General features: G+C 32.3%; 22 protein-coding genes and 1 pseudogene. 14 read left to right on the top strand and 9 right to left on the bottom strand.

The genetic code is table 11. The annotated features are described in order from the left end of the window. The first annotated feature begins 3 nt into the window (after positions 1-3). The 6 genes from B3792_RS12910 (at position 4) to B3792_RS12885 (ending at position 6687) form a co-directional block, all read left to right on the top strand. Positions 4-1161: a 3-hydroxyacyl-CoA dehydrogenase NAD-binding domain-containing protein gene (locus tag B3792_RS12910; protein ID WP_291069788.1), complete on the top strand. Its 1158-nt coding sequence runs from the start codon at positions 4-6 to the stop codon at positions 1159-1161. Between the two features lie 13 nt (positions 1162-1174). After that, positions 1175-1588 carry a hydroxyphenylacetyl-CoA thioesterase PaaI gene (paaI, locus tag B3792_RS12905; RefSeq protein WP_291052331.1) on the top strand — a complete coding sequence of 138 codons (414 nt, stop codon included), beginning with the start codon at positions 1175-1177 and terminating at the stop codon, positions 1586-1588. Positions 1589-1639: 51 nt separating this feature from the next. After that, entirely contained in the window at positions 1640-2845 is a 1206-nt protein-coding gene (gene pcaF, locus B3792_RS12900; protein WP_286496259.1) for a 3-oxoadipyl-CoA thiolase, read from the top strand. An 81-nt stretch (positions 2846-2926) separates the two neighbouring features. Further along, entirely contained in the window at positions 2927-3520 is a 594-nt protein-coding gene (locus B3792_RS12895) for a transferase hexapeptide repeat family protein (RefSeq protein ID WP_219035117.1), read from the top strand. Positions 3521-3671: 151 nt separating this feature from the next. Then, complete coding sequence (gene paaZ, locus B3792_RS12890) at positions 3672-5723, top strand: phenylacetic acid degradation bifunctional protein PaaZ (RefSeq protein WP_219035116.1); 2052 nt, start codon at positions 3672-3674, stop codon at positions 5721-5723. 208 nt (positions 5724-5931) lie between these two features. Continuing rightward, positions 5932-6687, top strand: coding sequence for an enoyl-CoA hydratase/isomerase family protein (locus B3792_RS12885; RefSeq protein WP_291069786.1), 756 nt, complete (start codon positions 5932-5934; stop codon positions 6685-6687). Between the two features lie 52 nt (positions 6688-6739). On the opposite strand, the gene B3792_RS12880 is transcribed toward B3792_RS12885, so the two are convergent. Next, positions 6740-7636, bottom strand: coding sequence for a hypothetical protein (locus tag B3792_RS12880; protein WP_286496263.1), 897 nt, complete (start codon positions 7634-7636; stop codon positions 6740-6742). A gap of 87 nt (positions 7637-7723) precedes the next feature. Between B3792_RS12880 and B3792_RS12875 the strand changes: the two genes are divergently transcribed. Continuing rightward, the gene (locus B3792_RS12875; protein WP_125350278.1) at positions 7724-8158 is read left to right on the top strand and encodes an FKBP-type peptidyl-prolyl cis-trans isomerase; all 435 of its coding nucleotides are present in this window, start codon (positions 7724-7726) and stop codon (positions 8156-8158) included. 46 nt (positions 8159-8204) lie between these two features. Here the strand turns inward: B3792_RS12875 and B3792_RS12870 are convergent, their stop codons facing one another. The 4 genes from B3792_RS12870 to B3792_RS12855 form a co-directional block, all read right to left on the bottom strand. Then, the gene (locus B3792_RS12870) at positions 8205-8336 is read right to left on the bottom strand and encodes a hypothetical protein (protein ID WP_257468234.1); all 132 of its coding nucleotides are present in this window, start codon (positions 8334-8336) and stop codon (positions 8205-8207) included. Between the two features lie 85 nt (positions 8337-8421). Beyond that, entirely contained in the window at positions 8422-10707 is a 2286-nt protein-coding gene (locus B3792_RS12865) for a GH92 family glycosyl hydrolase (protein ID WP_291069784.1), read from the bottom strand. A gap of 89 nt (positions 10708-10796) precedes the next feature. After that, on the bottom strand, positions 10797-11453 hold the full coding sequence (locus tag B3792_RS12860; protein WP_291069782.1) for a 3-oxoacid CoA-transferase subunit B: 657 nt from the start codon (positions 11451-11453) through the stop codon (positions 10797-10799). 5 nt (positions 11454-11458) lie between these two features. Beyond that, positions 11459-12172, bottom strand: a complete 714-nt coding sequence (locus B3792_RS12855) for a CoA transferase subunit A (protein ID WP_291069779.1) — start codon at positions 12170-12172, stop codon at positions 11459-11461. A gap of 152 nt (positions 12173-12324) precedes the next feature. Between B3792_RS12855 and B3792_RS12850 the strand changes: the two genes are divergently transcribed. The 7 genes from B3792_RS12850 (at position 12325) to B3792_RS12820 (ending at position 17530) form a co-directional block, all read left to right on the top strand. Continuing rightward, positions 12325-12960: a hypothetical protein gene (locus B3792_RS12850; protein WP_286496365.1), complete on the top strand. Its 636-nt coding sequence runs from the start codon at positions 12325-12327 to the stop codon at positions 12958-12960. 20 nt (positions 12961-12980) lie between these two features. After that, positions 12981-13787 (top strand): intradiol ring-cleavage dioxygenase, encoded by an 807-nt coding sequence (locus B3792_RS12845; protein WP_286496364.1) that lies wholly within the window; start codon positions 12981-12983, stop codon positions 13785-13787. Further along, on the top strand, positions 13774-14151 hold the full coding sequence (locus tag B3792_RS12840) for a hypothetical protein (RefSeq protein ID WP_280037663.1): 378 nt from the start codon (positions 13774-13776) through the stop codon (positions 14149-14151). Before B3792_RS12845 ends, B3792_RS12840 begins: the two co-directional genes overlap by 14 nt. A gap of 127 nt (positions 14152-14278) precedes the next feature. Then, a complete protein-coding gene (locus B3792_RS12835; protein ID WP_291069777.1) occupies positions 14279-15319 on the top strand; it encodes a sensor histidine kinase in 1041 nt (346 codons plus the stop codon). Beyond that, positions 15312-15998: a LytR/AlgR family response regulator transcription factor gene (locus tag B3792_RS12830; RefSeq protein WP_291047557.1), complete on the top strand. Its 687-nt coding sequence runs from the start codon at positions 15312-15314 to the stop codon at positions 15996-15998. The genes B3792_RS12835 and B3792_RS12830 overlap by 8 nt, the downstream gene beginning before the upstream one ends. A gap of 12 nt (positions 15999-16010) precedes the next feature. Next, entirely contained in the window at positions 16011-16922 is a 912-nt protein-coding gene (locus B3792_RS12825) for a hypothetical protein (protein ID WP_291052315.1), read from the top strand. Next, positions 16922-17530, top strand: a complete 609-nt coding sequence (locus tag B3792_RS12820; protein ID WP_291047553.1) for a class I SAM-dependent methyltransferase — start codon at positions 16922-16924, stop codon at positions 17528-17530. The genes B3792_RS12825 and B3792_RS12820 overlap by 1 nt, the downstream gene beginning before the upstream one ends. A 34-nt stretch (positions 17531-17564) precedes the next feature. Here B3792_RS12820 and B3792_RS12815 read toward each other — a convergent pair whose 3' ends face one another. The 4 genes and pseudogenes from B3792_RS12815 to B3792_RS14190 all read right to left on the bottom strand — a co-directional run. Further along, positions 17565-18320, bottom strand: coding sequence for an acyl-CoA desaturase (locus B3792_RS12815; RefSeq protein ID WP_286496360.1), 756 nt, complete (start codon positions 18318-18320; stop codon positions 17565-17567). A 521-nt stretch (positions 18321-18841) separates the two neighbouring features. Beyond that, positions 18842-19705: a hypothetical protein gene (locus B3792_RS12810; protein WP_219035105.1), complete on the bottom strand. Its 864-nt coding sequence runs from the start codon at positions 19703-19705 to the stop codon at positions 18842-18844. Then, positions 19706-20347, bottom strand: a complete 642-nt coding sequence (locus tag B3792_RS12805) for a hypothetical protein (protein WP_312068475.1) — start codon at positions 20345-20347, stop codon at positions 19706-19708. 483 nt (positions 20348-20830) lie between these two features. Continuing rightward, positions 20831-20923 (bottom strand): annotated as a pseudogene (locus B3792_RS14190) (IS982 family transposase); the annotation flags it as partial.

Genomic DNA, 20923 nt, shown 5'->3' with positions numbered 1-20923 from the left:
GAAATGAAAAAAATAGGAATTATTGGTGGTGGAGCAATGGGGTCTGGAATTGCGCAAGTTTTTGCTCAATATGGTCATCCAGTTGTTTTATATGACACAAATAAAGAAGCTTTAGATCGTTCAAAACAAAACTTAGCGAAGACTTTCGAGAAGTTAGTGGCGAAAGAAAAATATACTGCTGAAAAAGCACAAGAAATTCAAAACAATATCGAATATGCAGATAGTTTAAGTGCTTTTGCATCCATCGATTTGATGATTGAAGCAATTATTGAAAACTTAGATATTAAAAAATCAGTTTTCAAACAAGTGGAAGAAATCGTTTCTGACGAATGTATTTTAGCGTCAAACACTTCTTCATTATCAATCGCATCAATTGCATCTGCTTGTTCTAAACCAGAACGTGTAATTGGAATCCACTATTTCAACCCTGCACCATTAATGGCTTTGGTAGAAATTATTCCAGCCGTACAAACACGCGAAGGATTAGCAGACGAAGTAAAAGCATTGATTCAATCTGTTGGTAAATTACCAGTCATCACAAAAGATACTCCTGGATTTATAGTAAATCGTGTGGCTCGTCCATTCTACAGCGAATCAATTCGTTTATTAGAAGAAGGAGTTGCAGATGCAGAAACAATAGACTTTGCGATGACTTCTGTTGGAGGTTTCCGTATGGGACCCTTCGAATTAATGGATTTTATTGGTCATGATGTGAATTATCGTGTAACCGAATCGGTTTTCGAATCATTCTTTTATGATCCAAGATTTAAACCATCTTTTTCTCAAAAACGTTTATTCGAAGCTGGATTTTACGGTCGTAAATCTGGTCGTGGATTTTACAATTATGCAGAAGGAGTGGAGAAAAAAGCACCATCTCAAGATCAAGCATTATTAGAAAAAATCTACAAACGCGTTTTAGTGATGTTAATCAATGAAGCAGCTGATGCTTTATTTTTAAACATTGCAAACCGTGAGGATTTAGATACAGCGATGACAAAAGGGGTTAATTACCCTAAAGGACTATTGAAATGGGCGGATGAATATGGTCTTGAAAATGTACAAAACGATTTAGATGAATTGTACAATTATTACCACGAAGACCGTTACCGTTTAAGTCCAATTATTAGAAATTTCGTCAAAGAGAACAAAACATTCTACTAAAAAATATCAAAACATGGAATCACAAAAGTTATTAAATGCAATGCTTGACCACGATAAATTTAGTGAATGGTTAGGTTTAGAAGTAATTGAAGTAAGAGAAGGATATGCAAAATTACAAGCAGCAATTCGTCCTGAAATGATGAACGGAGTGGGGTCTGTTCACGGAGGCGTTACGTTTGCGATGGCAGATTCTGCATTTGCTTTTTCGTGCAATATGTACAATAATATCTCAGTTGCTTTAGATGTTCATATTTCATTTACGAAAGCTGGACGCAATGGAGATGTTTTTACCATTGAATCTCAAGAAGTTTCGACAACGAAAAAAACAGGTATTTACGATATCAAAGTTACAAATCAAAACAACGAATTAATTGCTTTATTTAAAGGAACTTGCTTTAGAACAGGTAAACCTTTAATTGAAGAATAAATTTTATAAATTGCCTAAAGCATAAAGTTTTAGGCATAAAGCTTTAAAACAATGAACCAAACATATATTATAGATGGAGTTAGAACTCCAATTGGTAAATTAAAAGGTGGATTATCTGCTGTTCGTCCAGATGATATGGGGGCAATGGTAATCGCCGAATTATTAAAAAGAAATCCATCAATTGATCCTGCTGCATTCTACGATGTAATTTTAGGGAATGCAAATCAAGCAGGAGAGGATAACCGTAATATAGCTCGTATGTCGGCTTTATTATCTGGATTACCTTACACAGTTCCAGGTGAAACAGTGAATCGTTTATGTGCTTCTGGCTTATCAGCTGCAATTGCAGCATCGAGAGCAATTCAGGTTGGTGATGCACAATTAATGATTTCTGGTGGAGCAGAATCGATGACACGTGCACCTTTAGTAATTTCTAAATCGGCTTCTCCATTTGGTGGTGATGCACAAATTTATGACTCAACTTTTGGTTGGCGTTTTATTAACCCAAAAATGAAAGAAATGTGGGGAGTTGATGGAATGGGTAATACAGCTGAAAATTTAGCAGAGCGTGATAATATTTCGCGTGATGATCAAGATTTATTTGCGGTTTGGTCTCAACAAAAAACGGCTGCTGCGCAAGCGAATGGACGTTTAGCGAAAGAGATTGTTCCTGTTGTTATTCCACAACGTAAAGGTGATGCTATTATTTTTGATATAGATGAATTCCCAAAGAATAATACAACAATGGAGATTTTATCAAAGTTACGCCCAGCTTTCAAAGCAGATGGAACGGTAACTGCGGGTAATGCTTCTGGGCTTAATGATGGTGCGGCAGCGAATATTTTAGCTTCTGAACAAGCGATTAAAGATTTTGGTTTAACACCAATGGCACGTATTGTTTCTTCTGGTGTTGCAGGTGTTGAGCCTCGCATTATGGGAATTGGACCAGTGAATGCAACTAAAATTGCATTAGAAAAAGCTGGTTTAACAATGAATGATATTGATGTAATTGAATTAAATGAAGCTTTTGCAGCGCAATCTTTAGCATGTACGCGTGCATTAGGTTTAGTAGATAACGATTCTCGTATCAATCCAAATGGTGGAGCTATCGCTTTAGGACATCCACTTGGAATGTCAGGAGCGCGTATCTTAAATTCTGCGGCTTACGAATTACAAGCTACAGGAAAACGTTATGCATTGGTTACAATGTGTATCGGTTTAGGACAAGGTTACGCTGTAATTATTGAAAGAGCATAAAATAGTTATTCGAAATTCGAAGTTAGTTTTTCGAGTAATACTAAGTTCGAATTTCGTCAAACGAAAAACTATATTAGAAAAATGATTTACGAATTCAAAGGATATAAACCCGTTGTTCATCCAACAGCATTTATTCATCCGCAAGCTGTGGTGACAGGAAATGTGATTATTGGGAAAGATGTTTACATTGGTCCAGGTTGTGCGTTACGTGGTGATTGGGGACAAATTATTATCGAAGATAATTGCAATGTACAAGAAAATTGTACGATTCATATGTTTCCAGGAACAACAGTTCATTTAAAAGAAAAAGCGCATATCGGTCACGGCGCAATTATTCACGGCGCAACAATTGGTCGTAATTGTATGGTTGGGATGAATGCAGTTGTTATGGATAATGTTGTGGTAGAAGACGAATGTATTGTTGGTGCTTTAGCTTTTGTAAAGGCTGATACACATATTCCGACAAGAAGTGTTGTGGTTGGAAATCCTGCAAAAATCGTAAAACAAGTTTCGGATCAAATGATCGAATGGAAAGATCAAGGTACTCAACAATATATGCAATTACCAAGTGATTGTCATGATAGTTTAAAACCTTGTGAACCATTAACAGAAGTTCCAGATTATTATTACGAGTCAATGGCTTCGAATTATAAAACGTGGAATGAAAGTAAGTAAAATGTAAAAAGTATTATGTAAAATGTCATACTGAACTTGTTTCAGTATCACACTTAAATTTAATGAGATTCTGAGATGAACTCAGAATGACAAAAACTTATAACTTAATACTTACGACTTATAACTAAAAAAATACACAAACAACATAAAAATGGCTAAACAATTAGAAAATTATGCTTTAGGACAATGGACAAAAGGTTCGTCTGAAGGGCAAATGTTATATAACGCCATCAATGGCGAAGAAATAGGAACTGCATCATCAGCTGGATTAGATTTCGGTGCGATGATGGATTATGCACGTACAGTTGGTGGACCAGTTTTACGTAAAATGACGTTCCAAGAAAGAGGTTTAATGTTGAAAAAATTAGCCTTATACTTAATGGATCGTAAAGAAGAATTTTACACGGTTTCTTGGGCAACAGGTGCGACTCGTGCAGATTCTTGGGTTGATATTGAAGGAGGAATTGGAAACTTATTTGCCAATGCATCTTTACGACGTCAATTCGGAGATCAACCATTTTATGTTGAAGGAGAAACGCATAAAATCTCTAAAAACGGAACATTCTTAGGTACACATATTTTAACACCAAAACGAGGTGTTGCAATTCATATTAATGCATTCAATTTCCCAGTTTGGGGAATGTTAGAAAAAGTTGCGGTTAATTTATTGGCTGGAGTTCCAGCTATTGTAAAACCTGCGACAATTACTTCTTTCTTAACGGAAACTGTTGTTCGTGCAATCATTGAATCTGGAATTTTACCTGACGGTGCTTTACAATTAATCACAGGTTCAGCAAACGGAATTTTAGATAATGTAGAGTCAGAAGATGTTGTAACATTTACAGGTTCTGCTTGGACAGGACAAATGTTAAAAGCACATCCAAGAATTACTTCAGAAGGTGTTCCATTCAACTTAGAAGCAGATTCTTTAAACGCTTGTGTTTTAGGAGAAGATGTACAAGTTGGCTCACTAGAATTTGATATTTTTATTAAAGAGGTTACACGTGAAATGACAACTAAAGCAGGACAAAAATGTACAGCGGTTCGTCGTGCGTTGGTTCCAGCTCATTTGGTTGAGGATGTACAAATTGCTTTAGGACAACGTTTGGCAACGACTACAATTGGAGACCCAAATGTGGAAGGTGTTCGTATGGGAGCTTTGGCGGGAGCAGCGCAAGTTAAAGAAGTTCGTGAGAAAGTAGAAGAATTAGCTAAATCGCAAGAAATTATTTTTGGAAACTTAGATAATTTCGAAGTGAAAGGTGCTGATAAAAACAAAGGTTCTTTCATTTCTCCAATTTTATTTTTAAACAACGATCCATTCAATAAAACTGATGTTCACAACATCGAAGCTTTTGGACCAGTTTCTACAATTATTCCTTACAACGGAACTGCTGAAGCAATTGAGTTAGTTCGTATGGGGAAAGGATCGTTAGTTTGTTCGATTGTTACTGCGGATAATGATATCGCAACAGAATTTGTATTGAATGCAGGTTCTTTACACGGACGTATCGTTATTTTGGATGCAGAATGTATCAAAGAGTCTACAGGTCACGGATCACCACTTCCATTATTAGTACACGGAGGTCCAGGTCGTGCAGGTGGAGGAGAAGAAATGGGAGGTAAGCGTGGTGTATTACACTATATGCAACGTACAGCAATCCAGGGTTCTCCAAATAAACTAACAGCTGTTACTCAACAATACCAATATGGAGCAAATTATATCGAAGAAGATAAACATCCATTCGCGAAGCATTTCGAAGAAGTTAAAGTTGGTGATACATTAATCACAGCAAAACATACGATTCAACAATCAGATATTAATGCATTTGCAGCTTTATCTGGGGATAATTTCTATGCACATGTTGACGCAACTTCTTTAGAAGGAACTATTTTTGAGCGTAATGTTGCTCACGGATACTATTTATTGTCTAAAGCGGCAGGTTTATTTGTTTTAGCGAAAAAAGGTCCAGTTTTATTAAACTATGGTTTAGATGAATGTCGTTTTGTGAAGCCTGTATATCCAGGTTCTACAATTGGAGTGCGTTTTACGTGTAAAGAAAAAATCGATCAAGAGAAAAAAGATGAAAACGATGTGGCAAAAGGAATTGTTCGTTGGTTGGTTGATATTTACGACGAAACGGGAGAAACAGTTGGTATTGCAACAATTTTAACAATGGTTAAAAAATTAAATCAAGATTAATATAATGTGAGAATGTGGTAATTTGTTAATGAGAAGATGATTTAGAATCATTTTCAAATTGAAAAATTACGTGAAATATTTGTCATGCTGAGCATGTCGAAGCATCTCAAATTATTAATTGTTTTGATTCAAACAATTAAACATATAATGAATAATTTATTAGTTAAATTTGCTCATTACCACATTTAAAAAAATTATCAAATTAGATATGGAAGCATACGTAAAATCAGATATACAAAATGGAATTGGTACAATTGAATTCTTTCACCCGCAAAGTAATTCAATGCCAGGTTCTCAATTAAGAAATTTAGCAACAGAAATTGAAAAATTAGGAAACGATGACGAAGTAAAAGTTATTGTTTTAAAAAGTGCTGGAGATAGAACATTCTGTGCTGGTGCATCTTTTGACGAATTAATTTCAATCAAAGATCGTGAAACTGGTCTAGAATTTTTCTCAGGATTTGCACATGTTATCAACGCAATTCGCAAAGCACCAAAATTTGTTTTAGCACGTATTCAAGGTAAAGCAGTCGGAGGTGGAGTTGGAATTGCTTCGGCAGCAGATTATACTTTTGCAACAGAATTTGCATCTGTAAAGTTATCAGAATTAGCAGTAGGTATCGGACCGTTTGTAGTTGGACCTGCTGTAGAACGTAAAGTTGGAAATTCTGCTTTTACACAAATTGCGATTAATGCAACTGAATTTCAGTCGGCTGAATGGGCTAAAGAAAAAGGTTTGTATGCAGAAGTTTATGCAAATTCAGTTGAAATGGATGAAGGCATCGATATTTTAGCTAAAAAATTAGCTAATTCAAATCCAGAAGCAATGAAACATTTGAAACGTGTTTCTTGGGAAGGAACAGAAAATTGGGATGAGTTATTAATCGAGCGTGCAAAAATTTCGGGTGAATTAGTTTTATCAGAATTTACGATTAACGCGATTAACAAATTCAAAGCAAAATAAGAATACAATATAGTTTATAAAAAAATCCACTTCAAAATGAAGTGGATTTTTTTTATAATTTAAAATACTCGTCTTTATAATATTTACTTTTCTTTACATATAAAATATCTTTTTCTGGATTGAGAATTAGATTGAAACGTTTAATCAAATCGCCACCCATAATATTTTTGTGTTGAATTTTTATTGTACTATCAAAAAATGACATTGGTACATTTTTGAATGTTTGATTTGCCAATTCGAAATTAGGTAAAATTGATTTTTTGGAAAGTATTACATTACCAGCAGCATCATTTAGTTTTGATTCTCCAATAATTTCAAATTTTTCTAATAATTTATTTTCTTTGGCAAAATCATCCGAAATCATCAATGCTCCAGAAAAACCTGTGTGAATCATAAACTCTGTTTCAATCGGTTTTTTGTCAATAAATGGAAAAGCTTTTATATACAGTGTTTCTTGAGAATATCTCGAATTTAATTTTGTATACTTTTTTAGTTTGGTAGGAGCTTTATCATAAACATATAATTTATTCTCATCAAAATTGATTTCTAAATATTTTCCTTCAAAAAATTTCAAACCAATTTTTCCATCACTCTCATGTCCAGATTGTTTGTCAATAAAAATTGGAATTTTGCTGAACTCTTCATTACCAAATTTAATCACATTGCTTTGACTCATTTTCATATCCGAATATCCAGCCCAAGATGTCACATTGTTTAAGGTATCAGAAATCGAAATAGATTTCATTTTTTTATACGAATCTTCAATAATTGTAATATAATCAGAGCCTGTATGTAACATCAATTGCACCGTATCTTTTTGATTGATAATAACTGGTACTAAAATATTGTTGTATTTTGTTAATCGAAATGGTATTTCTTTTACGATATTCTGCCCGAAAATTACAATTGAAATAATAGTAAAAAGTAACGAAAATATTATCTTTTTCATTTAGTTGTATAATTTCATTAAAAGTAAACTAATTTGTAGAAATGATTAATATGCTATAATTAAAAATATTCCTTTTAAATTTGTGGTATGGGAGTAGCTGAATTATTACTAAAACGCAAACAAGAATTGATTGAAAAGAATAAAACTGAAGGTTTAGCTTTTCGAGAAGAATATAAATTGAAAGAAGGTGTAACCGAAACTGAAAGCGGATTATTGTACGAAATAATCACATTGGGCGAAGGAGTGAAGCCAACTTTATCCGATACAGTTTTGTGTCATTATCATGGAACAAATATCAAAGGTGAAGTTTTTGATAGTTCGGTTCAACGTAAGAAGCCAGCCGCTTTTCCTTTGGAAAATGTAATAAAAGGATGGGCGGAAGGAGTACAATTAATGCCAGTTGGAAGTAAATTTAGATTTGTTGTAAAACCAGAAATTGGTTATAAAGATCGCGAAATTTCAAAAGAATTAGGACCATATTCTACCATGATCTTTGAAGTAGAGTTGATGGGGATTTTATAAAATATTAAAAAACAAAAACCTCCAAATTTTGGAGGTTTTTTTATGCTTAATTTTTTGCGTTATTGCGACGTTTTTTCTTTAAACGATTCGTTTGAACTAATTGTTTATGTTTTGGATCTTTTAATTTATCCACTAAAACTTGTAAATGATTTTCTTCTTTTTTTGCCTTTTTAGCCATTTTTCTTGGTTTTAAATTTGATTTAAATTAATCATTATTCCTCAAGTAGTCAAACTTATTTATTTAATTATAAAATATTTAACGTTTATTTTTTAGGTTTGTCACTCATATAAAAAATGATTTTTCCGCCATTAACAATATCAAAATGATTCAAATTAAAAGATGAAAAACTCTTTCCGTTCAACTCTATTTTATGGATGTAAACATTCTTCTTCGATTGATTTTTCACTTCAATTTCAAATTGTTTTCCATTCTCTAAATTCAATATAGCATGATCTACCAAAGGACTCCCAATTGCGTAATCTGTCGATCCTTGCTGAACAGGATAAAAACCTAAAGCACTAAAAATATACCATGCACTCATTTGTCCAGTATCATCATTTCCACCCAAACCATCAGGCGTTGGCTTGTATTGCATATCCAAAATCATTCTGATTTTTTCTTGTGTTTTCCACGCTTGTCCCGCCCAATTATACAAATACGCAACGTGGTGTGCCGGCTCATTTCCATGAACATAACCTCCAATTATTCCTTCACGCGTAATGTCTTCTGTTTCCGCAAAATATTCGTCAGGCAAATGCATCGTAAATAATTTGTCCAATTTTGCTCCAAACTTCTTTTTTCCACCCATTGCTTCAATTAATCCATTTGGATTTTGAGGAACAAAAAAGCTAAAATTCCACGAATTTCCTTCAATAAAACCTTGTCCATGTGTATTCAATGGATCAAATTCTTTCTTGAAACTTCCATCTGCTAATCGAGGACGCATAAATCCAATCGAAGTATCATAATTATTTTTCCAATTCTCAGAACGCTTCATAAATGTTTCATATACATCCATTCGATTCAATTTTTTTGCAGCTTGCGCAATCGACCAATCATCGAAAGCATATTCTAACGTATTCGAAATTGATGTACCATTTTTCTCAGCTGGAATATAACCTTTGTCGATATAATCGCCAATTCCTTCATAATCGCGCTTATTTGCCGTAACAATACACGCGTCCAAAGCAGCATTTGCATCTCCGTTATAAACACCTTTTACAATCGCATCTGCAACAACTGTAACAGAATGATAGCCACTCATACACCAGTTTTCGTTGGCATAATGCGACCAAATTGGCAACATTTTTATTGGATTTTGCTCATAATGTTTCATCATCGATTTTACCATATCATTGTTGCGTTTTGGTTGAATGATATTGAATAACGGATGCAATGCACGATAGGTATCCCAAAGAGAAAAAGTGGTGTAATTTGTAAAATCTTTAGCTTGATGAATTTCTTGATCCAAACCTTTGTACTGCCCATTCACATCCATATAAGTTGTTGGATTGATGAAGGTATGATACATCGCTGTATAGAAATTTATTTTATCATTTTCTGAAGCTTTAATCTGAATTCGATTCAATTCCTTGTTCCAATTTTCTTTTACTTCATTACGCACTTGTTCAAAATTCCAATGTGGAATTTCTGTTGTCAGATTTTCTAACGCATTGGTTTGACTGACTGGAGAAATCGCAAATTTGATTTTTACTTTTTCATCTTTTTCTGTATCAAAATCGAAATACATTTTGATCTTTTTCCCTTCGATTAATGGAAAATTCTGAGTTTCGTTCCATTTACGCCAAAAACCTTTGTAATCAACTTGTCCGTCTTCATTTTTTTGTCCATAATTTTTAAATGGTTTTGAAAAAGTCATCGCAAAATAAACCGTTCTATTTCTTGCCCAACCTCGTGTTTGTCTATAACCCGTAATCAATGTGTCATTCACCACGCGAACATACGTCCATGTATTTTTGTCATCATAATTATAAATTCCAGCATTCAAATCCAAAATAATATGTGAATCAATCGATTTTGGAAATGTATATTGATGAAAACCAACTCGAGTAGAAGCGGTCATTTCTGCCCAAATATTATAATCATCCAATTTGACTTTGTAATATCCAGTTTCGGCAGTTTCGTTTTGATGCGAAAATCGAGAACGATAACCGCTATCAGGATTTTGAGCAGTTCCGGGATTTAATTTTAATTTTCCAACGGTTGGCATAATTAAGAAATCACCCAAATCAGAATGTCCTGTTCCATTAAAATGTGTATGACTAAATCCTGTTATTGTTTTATCTTCAAAACGATAACCCGCACAATAATTATAAACTTTTGGATTGTATTTGTGATTGATAGCATAAGGAATAGAATCCGTTTCAGGGCTTAATTGAACAGCGCCAAAGGGAACAGTTGCACCAGGGAAAGTATGTCCCATTTTTTCTGTTCCAATCATGGGATTGACATATTTTACTAAATTCTGTTGCTGCGCAAAAGCAAGAGAATTGAGTGAAAGTAGAGCGATTACTAATTTTGTTTGCATCGATTTTTAAGTATTAATTTGAATAAAGTTAAACAAATCGAGCATAAAAAAAGGAAAGCTTTTTAACTTTCCTTTCGAATCTTTATTTATTATAAAATCATTTCGGGAATTTCTCCTTCAATAATTAATTTTCCTTCAGTTGCATTTTTGATATCTTCCACAGAAATTCCTGGTGCTCGCTCTAATAATTTGAAACCACCTTCTGGTAAAACTTCTAAAACAGCTAATTCAGTAACAATTTTTTTGACACATTTTATTCCTGTTAAAGGAAGTGTACATTCTTTTAGAAGTTTAGATTCTCCTGCTTTGTTCACATGTTGCATCGCTACAATAATATTATCAGCCGAAGCCACTAAATCCATTGCACCGCCCATTCCTTTTACCATTTTTCCAGGAATTTTCCAGTTGGCAATGTCTCCATTCTCCGAAACTTCCATTGCGCCTAAAATAGTTAAATTAATTTTTCGGGCTCTAATCATTCCAAAACTCATTGCCGAATCAAAGAAAGCTGATCCGGGCAAAGTGGTGATTGTTTGTTTACCAGCATTAATAAAATCAGGATCTTCTTCACCATCAATAGGAAAAGGTCCCATTCCCAATAAACCATTCTCAGATTGTAAAACAACGTTTACATTTTCAGGAATATAATTAGCAACCAATGTCGGAATTCCGATTCCTAAATTTACATAATATCCGTCTTTTACCTCTTTTGCAATTCGTTTTGCAATTCCATTTTTATCTAACATTGCTTTTATGGTTTTGGTTGAACAGTTCTGTTTTCAATTCGTTTTTCGTATTTCGTACCTTGAATAATTCGATTGACATAAACGCCAGGCGTATGAATTTGATTTGGATCTAATTCTCCAATTTCTACCAATTCTTCCACTTCGGCAATCGTAATTTTTCCACACATAGCAGCTGGATGATTGAAATTTGCTGTTGCACCACGGAAAACTAAATTCCCCGCTGTATCACCTTTCCACGCTTTTACAATTGCAAAATCAGGCTCGAAAGCATATTCTAACAAATATTCTTTTTCGATTCCGTGAAAGGTAAATTTTCTGATTTCTTTTCCTTCAGCAACTTCAGTACCAACTCCTGCAGGAGTAAAAATTGCAGGCATTCCATAACCAGCAGCCATTAAACGAGTTGCTAAAGTTCCTTGTGGAATTAATTCTACTTCTAATTCTCCTGAAAGCATTTGACGCTCAAATTCAGCATTTTCTCCAACATAAGAAGAAATCATTTTTTTGATTTGTCGTCCTTGTAATAATAATCCTAAACCAAAATCGTCTACACCTGCATTGTTACTAATACACGTAAGGTTATTGATTTTTTTGTCTACCAATCCTTGAATCAAGTTTTCAGGAATTCCAGAAAGTCCAAAGCCTCCAACAGCAAGCGTCATTCCGCTTTCTACGCCTTGTAGCGCTTCTTCGATGCTGTTTACTTTTTTGTTTATCATTTTTGTTGTGTTTGATCAAATATAATTCTAATGTTAAAGATAAATAAAAACCATTCATATTTCAATTAACCTACAAAAATCTTAGGTTAACCTCTTAAATTTAGATAACAAAATATCGATATATACTTTTGTTTAGAAGATTATATGAGGACATGATAAAGTTGTGCAAGGCTGAGAATCGAAATTTATTTGAAAATAAATTTATTAGGATAAATGCTTTAAATGATACAAATCCGATTTTGGATTTTGCTTTTATTGATGATGTTGCGTTAAGCGGAATGGGTACTTATCAAAAAGTAATTAAAGAAAGTGGTTATATTATTTTAATGCCTTTATTGAATAATATTCGCTTGAATATGAATGGTTTTAATTGGAAAATTGAAGTCAATCAATCATTTGTTTATTACTTAGAAAAAGGAACTATAATAGAAATAGAAGGCGATTTGAGCCACGATTTTTCTTATTTCTATGCGTTATTCATCGTAAAAGAAAAACAGCAAATTGCTAAAATGATTGTTCCAATTGATTTGGATAGAGAGAATCGTTTAGAGAAAATAATCCGACATGATTTGTTTAATGTTTTTTTAGGAAAATTTGACTTGAGAAAAGAATCTGAATTACCATTCAAAAGAAACGAAAGAAGTTGGTTAATCATTTCTTTGACAGGTATTTTTGAAGTTCACAATCGTTTAATAGAATCAAGAGATTTATTACAAATAAGATCTGATGAGAATGTTGAATTTGAATCGTTGAGCGAAAATTCTTTGTTAATGGTAATTGATTACTAATGTTAAAAATACTTAACAAAATGGAAAGAAAAGATTTTATAAAAAATAGTTTAGGATTATTAGGAGCAAGTTTAATTGTTCCAAAAGTGTTGATGAGTTGCAAAGATTCTACTGTTGTAAATGATTGTGAAGTATGGGCCTCTGAAACAGAAGGTCCATTTCCTACAAAAAAGCCAGAAGATTTTTTATCAAAAAATATAAAAGGCGATCGAACAGGAGTAGAGGCGACAATCAAAATTAATGTAACCAATGTTGATGAAAGCTGTCAACCTTTAATAGGCGCGATTGTTGATATTTGGCATTGTGATAAAGATGGAAATTATTCGCAATATGGCGGAATACGAATGCAACCAACCGATTATAAATCGTATAAATTTTTGAGAGGTAGACAAGTAACCGATGAAAATGGAAATGTTGAATTTAATTCTATTTTCCCAGGTTGGTACGAAAGTCGCGCAACGCATATCCATGTTCATATTTACGATCAAAAAGGAAAATCATTAAAAGTGACTCAAATCGCTTTTCCAGAAGGTGAAAATTCTGTTGTAGAAATTGTAAATTCAGCCAAAGAATATGGTTATACAAAAGGTTTGAATGGCTATACGTACAATGAGAATGACAATGTTTTTACAGATGATACAGACGGAAATCAATTGGCAAAAGTGAGCGGAAGTTTAGAAAAAGGATATACAATTGAGGCAGATATTGTAATTTCTACAGAAAATATAGAGAAAGCAAAAGAGCCGACGGGCGGAGGGCCAGGAATTCCTCCACCTCCAGATGGAATGCCTCCTTTTGATAGAAAACCAAAAGATGAAAACAATTAAAAAAGTTCAGTTTGCTTATCGTTTAGTGATTGATGCTTCGACAACGTCAATTTGGGAGAAATATGTTTTTCATGCGACGTACAAAGAGTATTATTTGCAAGAGCAACTTTTTCAACAAGAAATGCATAAAGTAGAAACTTTTCGAGAATTGTTGCGCCAAAATAAAAAAGCAGAGCAATTGCATTATTTGGTAGGAATGGCGACTATTCCGTATATCGAACAATTGGAAGGAAATTTGTATCAAATCACAGATAATTTGAACAAAATCTACCTTAATTTTGTAGATTTCGAGTTGGATGTTATAAATTCTTCTAATCAAAATCACGCAAATCACAAGGTTGCGCTTACGTTTTATACCAAATAATATTTTTATTTTGGAGAGGTTAACAATCATTATTTAATTTCTTTGGATGAAGAGTTAAATGAAAATATAAAAACGTTGATGATTCCAAATAGACAACATTTTTCTATTGTTTCAATTGAATTACAAGATGAATAAAGTAAAAATTACAAAGAGAGAAATCGTTATTTTCAGTATAGTTTCAATTATTTTTCTGTTGATTCCATTTATTGCTGCGCCAAATTTTTCGAGCGATCAATATATTTTCAAAACAGGTTTTTTCAAGCGAATGCTTTTTGAAAATATCTTATTGTTAGTGTTCTTTTTGGTGAATTATTTCGTGTTAATTCCAAAATTATATTTTCAGAAACGTTATTTTTTCTACATCGTTATTCTCATCATTTTCTTTTTTGTGGTGTATAAAGTTCCAGAATTTGCGTTTCATTTTAACAAAGTTCCACCAAAAATTCCGCCTTTTAATCGTTTTGAGTCTCGAAAACCGCCTCGTAATTTTATGATGTGGAGCCCGAAAATTATTATGTTTTCGATGATGGCGATTGTTTCGCTTTTTATTCGACAAAATAAACGTTTTCAGGAAATGAAAAATGAAAAACAATTGTCTGAAATTGCTTATTTAAGAGCACAAATCAATCCACATTTTTTGTTCAATACGTTGAATAATATTTATGCTTTAACGCTTCAAAAGTCAGATTCTGCTTCGGATGCGGTGATGAAATTATCCAAAATGATGCGATTTGTAGTTTCAGATTCTTCCAAAGATTTTGTGCCTTTGCAACAAGATTTAGATTATATAAAGAATTATATTGAGTTGCAAAAATTGAGATTAACGAACAAAGAATCTGTTATTTTTGAGGTCGAAGGAAATTCTGCAGATTTAAGAATTTCGCCATTAATTTTAATTAATTTTATCGAAAATGCATTTAAATATGGTGTGATTGATGAAGCTTCGGAACCTGTCATTATTTCGATAAAAGTTGAGCAACAAACACTATTTTTGAACGTAGAAAATACCATTTCGAAAGAGGTAACTCCTGAAACTGAAAAAAGTGAAATTGGTTTGAAGAATACGAAAAAGAGGTTAGATTATTTTTATACAAATCATTATAAATTAACTATTCATAATGATTTATCTAAATTTATTGTTGAACTAAAAATTTTCTTGAATGATTAAAGTAATTGCGATAGATGACGAGCCTTTAGCATTAATGGTAATCGAAAATTATTGTTCGAGAAATGAACATGTCGAGTTAGTGAAAACATTCTCAAATTTGAAAGATGCACAGAAATATATCAATCAATTTCCAATCGATTTGATGTTTTTGGATATTCAGATTTCGCGTACGAATGGAATGGAATTTTACAAAAATTTAGAAAAGAAAATTCCTGTTATTTTTACTACGGCTTTTGCAGAATATGCGGTTGATGGTTTTAATGTTGCGGCGATAGATTATTTGTTGAAACCGATAGATTACGATAGATTTGAAGAAGCAGTGAATAAAGCGGTGCTGATTTTGGTGGATAAAAAACTGAATGAAGACAAAGAGTTTTTGACAATTCGAGCTGATTATAAACTGAATAAAATTGCGTACGATGATATCGATTTTATTGAAGGTTTGGACGATTATGTAAAAATTCATCTCGCAAACGGAAAACGAATTACTGCTCGAATATCGATGAAATCTATCTTAGAAAAACTGCCCGATCAACTTTTTGTCCGAGTTCATCGATCTTATATCGTTTCGATAAAAAAAGTGAAATCAATTCAAAATAAAGTCTTATATTTGAAAGACGAAGAAATTCCGATTGGTGAAACGTATAAAAATGTCATTCTAGAATTTTTCAAAATTTAAGAGGTTAAGAAAATGGAAAAAAAAGTGATTAGTCGATTTATCGTAAACATTTTTTTTTCCAATTTTTTTTTAATTCTACTTTCTATCGTGCTCAATATAGAGACGAATATCAAAATTGGTTTACCGTTTAATTCAATTGCGTATTACGCTTTTATTAGCACCATTACCGTATTGTTTTATTTGTATGCCTACAGAATTCCAAAATCTTTAAAATCATCAAGTAATCCAAGAACTCAGTTTTACATTACTCATCGTAAATCTGTTTGTATTTATACCGCTATTTTAGCCGTAATCGCTTTAGTTTCTGGAATTATTTTAGCGATAAATTGTTTACCGAATTACGAAATATTAACTTGGAAATGGTTGGCTGTTTTATTTTTTACGACAGTTTTATCCTTTGGTTATTATGATTTAAAATTAGGAATTTCATTACGTAAAACGATGTTGTTAAAACCATTTTTAATTGGCTGGACTTGGGCGATTACAACCGTTTTTTTACCTGTTTTATTTTTGATGTTGAAGAATGAAACGCATTATGTCATTGATGCAAAATTCTATTTTCTATTTTCTCAAACCTTTATGTATTGCGTTGTGAATGCGATTTTGTTTGATTTGAAAGATTATGAAGATGATAGCAACCGAAATTTAAAAACCTTTGTTGTAAAATATGGTTATCATTTTACGTTAAACCGCATTATTTTACCCTTAATATTTCTAGGATTTTTGAGTTTTGTAATCTTCGGAATATGTTATGGATTACCACTTCACCGCATATTGTTTATGTTAATTCCGATTGTTTTTTTAGCTATTTTCGCCTTTAAACTCAATCGTCCAAAAGCCATTTTATATTATTTAATTGCGATTGATGGAATGATTTTGTTGAAAGCAATTTGTGGAATTTTAAGCGTAATTTTATTCGAATAATGAATTACAATTTTATTGCGCCATATTATCATTCGTTGAGCCAGTTGATTTTTTTAAATCGTCAACATCAAGCTCATTTTGTGATTTTAAAATATTTGAAAAAGAATGATAAAATCTTGTGGGTTGGAGGAGGAGCGGGAAAATTTATCGCTGAAATAGAAAAGTTAAATCTAAAATTGGATATAGATTATGTTGATTTTTCTTCGAAAATGATTGATTTAGCGAAAATAGAAAAAACGTCGAATTTAAATATAAATTTTATTGTTGCGGATATTTTTGATTTCGAAACGGATAAAAAATATGATGTGGTGATGACTACTTTTTTGTTTGATCATTTTAATCAATCCAAAGCAGAAGAATTATTTAGTCAATTAAATTCGTATTTGAAAGTAGGAGGTTTGTGGTTTTATGTTGATTTTGTACAAAATCAGAAAGGTTGGCAAAAAAGTGTGACGAATGTGATGTTGAGCTTTTTTAGAATTGTTATTGGTTTGGATATTTCTCAATTGCCTAAAATGTATCAAAGTTTTCTACCCAATTTTAAAATCGTCGAACACAAATTCTTTTTCAAGAAATATATAGAAAGTATCGTTTATCAAAAGAAATAAAAAAAGCGATTCAATTTATTGAATCGCTTTTATTTTACATATAATCGGTGTCTAATTTACCTTTTTTGAACTGAATGATATTCATTTTATTCATTGCCCAAATGCATGGATACATTGGATCGAATTCCCATTTCTTAACTGCGAAATTAGGACGTCCGCCAAATTTATGGTGATTGTTATGTAAACATTCTCCCCACATTAACCAGTCAATCGGCATCAAGTTTGTCGAAGTATCTCCAACATCGTAATTACGGTAACCTAATTTGTGTGAAAACCAGTTGATGATTACACCATGTAGTGGGCTCATCAAAACTTGCATCGGAATGAATACAAAATACGTCCAAAGTGGAGCGTCAACAGCAACATAAATTAATATGTAAATGATTACCCAAGCTAAACGTACAGCATTATTTCCAGCAAATCTATCCCAAGAACGCCAAGAAGGAACACCTTTTTTGAATTTTTCTAAAACTTGTGTTTTATCGTGGTCAATTTCGTTGTAAACAATACGAGTTCTCCACATCATCGCAAAGAAATTTGGATCATATTGTGGCGAATGTGGATCCTTTTCTGTGTCTGCATACGCGTGGTGATGTCTGTGCATAACCCCGTATGTATAGGGACTTAGATAAGATGAACCTTGAAAAATCCACGCTAAAACGTGAAATATTTTTTCCCAAGCTCTTGACATCGTAAACATTGCATGTGATGCATATCGGTGATGAAAAAAAGTTTGGAAAAATAAAGAAGCATACCAATGTATAACAAAGATAATGATTACTGCTGTCATTACTAATTTTAAATTTTTACAAATATAATCGCTAGGATTGTGAATTCCACTAATTAAAATCATAGAACTCATAAAATTATTGATTATTTATAATGAAAAAATTTAATTTTTAATAGACTTTAATCAAATAAATTATCCATTTGTTAGTAAGGTTTTTACGTGTAAATATTTAATACTAAATGCATTGATTAAATAAATGTTAAAGTTACACACCTAAATAAGCAATTATTTCTCTTGCAATTGCTGCACCAGCTCTATTTGCACCCATTGAATGGGCAAGCCTTCTCTCACACGTTTATCTACAATTGCTACGGCTTCTTGCCCTAATTCTTCGGTGAATTTGTTATCTCTAAAATCGAGTGATCTTCTTTTTACCTATGTTGCATCGGTAGCTTTTGAGATTTCGTCTAATAATTGAACGACTTCCAATCACAACGATATCAACTTTGTAAAATAGTTCTGAATGATTCATTTTATAAAGCTAATTAAAAGTATTTGTAAAGTCATGTGAAGAAATCGTTTTATTTGGTTTTCTTCTGAATGCGATATGTAAATAGTGAAACTTTACATCCCCAAAGTTTTAGAATTTGAATTGCTTGTAAATGATTATCTTTTTCTTTTACAATTAATTGATCGGTAAATGAAGATATAAATTGAGCCCAATAATTGTGTTTAGCATCATTCAATAAAAAGTAGAAACCAGCATCTCCAAATTGTTTTCCGCTCGAATCTAAAATCAATTCATTCTCATGACTGACTCTAGGACTCATAATAACTGTTGCATTGCCTTTTGGTAAAGGAAAAACAGCTTTGATACAGGTTTTGCCAGAAGGAAGTGTACACGTCCCGTAAATTCCCGAATAAATAACTTTACCCGAAGTTTTGAATTTTCTCAACCAAATGGTATAAATAATTTCGTTGTTTTGCGGATGATTTAGTGTGATAATTTCACTTACTAAATCTTCAGATTGCGCGATATTTTTTGTCGGAATATTTAATTGATTAATTCGCTGACTAAATAATCGGTTGACCAAATAACCAAAAAATGAAAAATAAGGATTCCATTTTACATTGAATTCTAAATCATAATTTGCTGTAGATTCATAAAAATCGATCACTTTTTTTGGTAGAATTTCAAGTTGATTATCAGTGAAATTCAATTCATGAATAGATCTTAATAATCCTTTTGAAGTTGAATTTCGAGTGACAATTAAATTTTCATTTTTTGCTAATTGATAAATAAACTCTTCGCCAATTCCGTTCAATTCTCCGAAAGGAGCAATCAACCACGGATAATCTGTAGGATTAATTTTTCTTCCCCAAAGAATCACCCATTGTTGCGTAAACCAATCCTGAAATTTTTGCATTGTAAAAGCTAAATTCATCTAAATATTTTCTTTTTTTGGAAGAAAAGATTCGCAATTATTCCATTGTCCATGTTCAGAAATTGGTTTAAACCGGAGAGTTGTAAATTCAAAATGAAAATCCTTTCGATTACGCTCTTTCATTGCGTTAGCGTGTCTTTTTGGATCAGATATTTTGCTATGTCCATTTACCATATTTGTCATTTCTAATTGAGATTTCCAGATCGAAAATGTCGAAATAATATTGGGATATCGAATAGAAGCCAAAGAAAGTGTTGTGCCTTTGTGATCACGAACTAATTTCTCGACTAGTCTTCCCCAGCGCAGAAAACGAGGAATTTCTGTGTATTTCATTCGCGCAATTGTTACCGCAACAACAGGCTCATTTGTCATATTTACCTCGATATTTTTTGTCGGAATTTGAAAACCAGAAATATTTCCCCATTGTCTCAAAAAATCTAATCGAACATGCCAGCCTTTCGTCAAAAGTTTTCCGTATGAATTGGATTTTAGAAAATTTTCGAGTGATTTTTCATCTTCCCATTGTGCAAATACAATAATAGTTTGATTGAAAATCCTTGTTTTCGAAAAAATGGGCGAACCTAATTTCATTGTGGACATCGTTTCGGAATGTTTCAAACCATTTATTTTATTTGTTTTCAAAGGAAAAAACATCAATTTAAAAGCTTGAAAATAGCTAAGCTTTGCGATATGATACGAGAAAATATTCATCTATGCAAAATACTATTTTAAAAATGAAAAGATGAAGTTGTCATTAAATATTTTGAAAGGAATTTCAAGAAAATTAAATATCAATATATAATGTTCTCTTTACTTAGTTGAGGTAGTTTTCATATTTAATCACTGTTTATAAAAAGATGAAATAATTAGAAACTTCTAATTTGATTGACAATAATTTGTACTGAGCTAAAGTACAAATAGAAACTTGTTCAAGTCATGGTCCTACTTACTATATCATAGGCACTAATCTGTTATTTCCAATTTAAAGTTAATAAAGAGAGGTTCTGTGAATAGAAATTTATGTTATCTCTCTTTTAATTTGTCTAAAATTCTATTTAATCTAAAAAAAATAATAATTCAGGATAATTATATTTTATTCAATATTAATTATACCCGTTGTGCATTTTAAATAATTTGGGTTTTTAGATTATGAATATTTCGATTAAAGTATGTTGTATTAATATACTGAACCACAGTAAGAGCAGTCATTTTAGCTAA

This window comes from Empedobacter sp. UBA5924 (assembly GCF_002431085.1).
In the GTDB taxonomy this organism is placed as follows: Bacteria; Bacteroidota; Bacteroidia; order Flavobacteriales; family Weeksellaceae; genus Empedobacter; species Empedobacter falsenii_B.
This window is presented reverse-complemented; position numbering and strand designations above follow the sequence as displayed.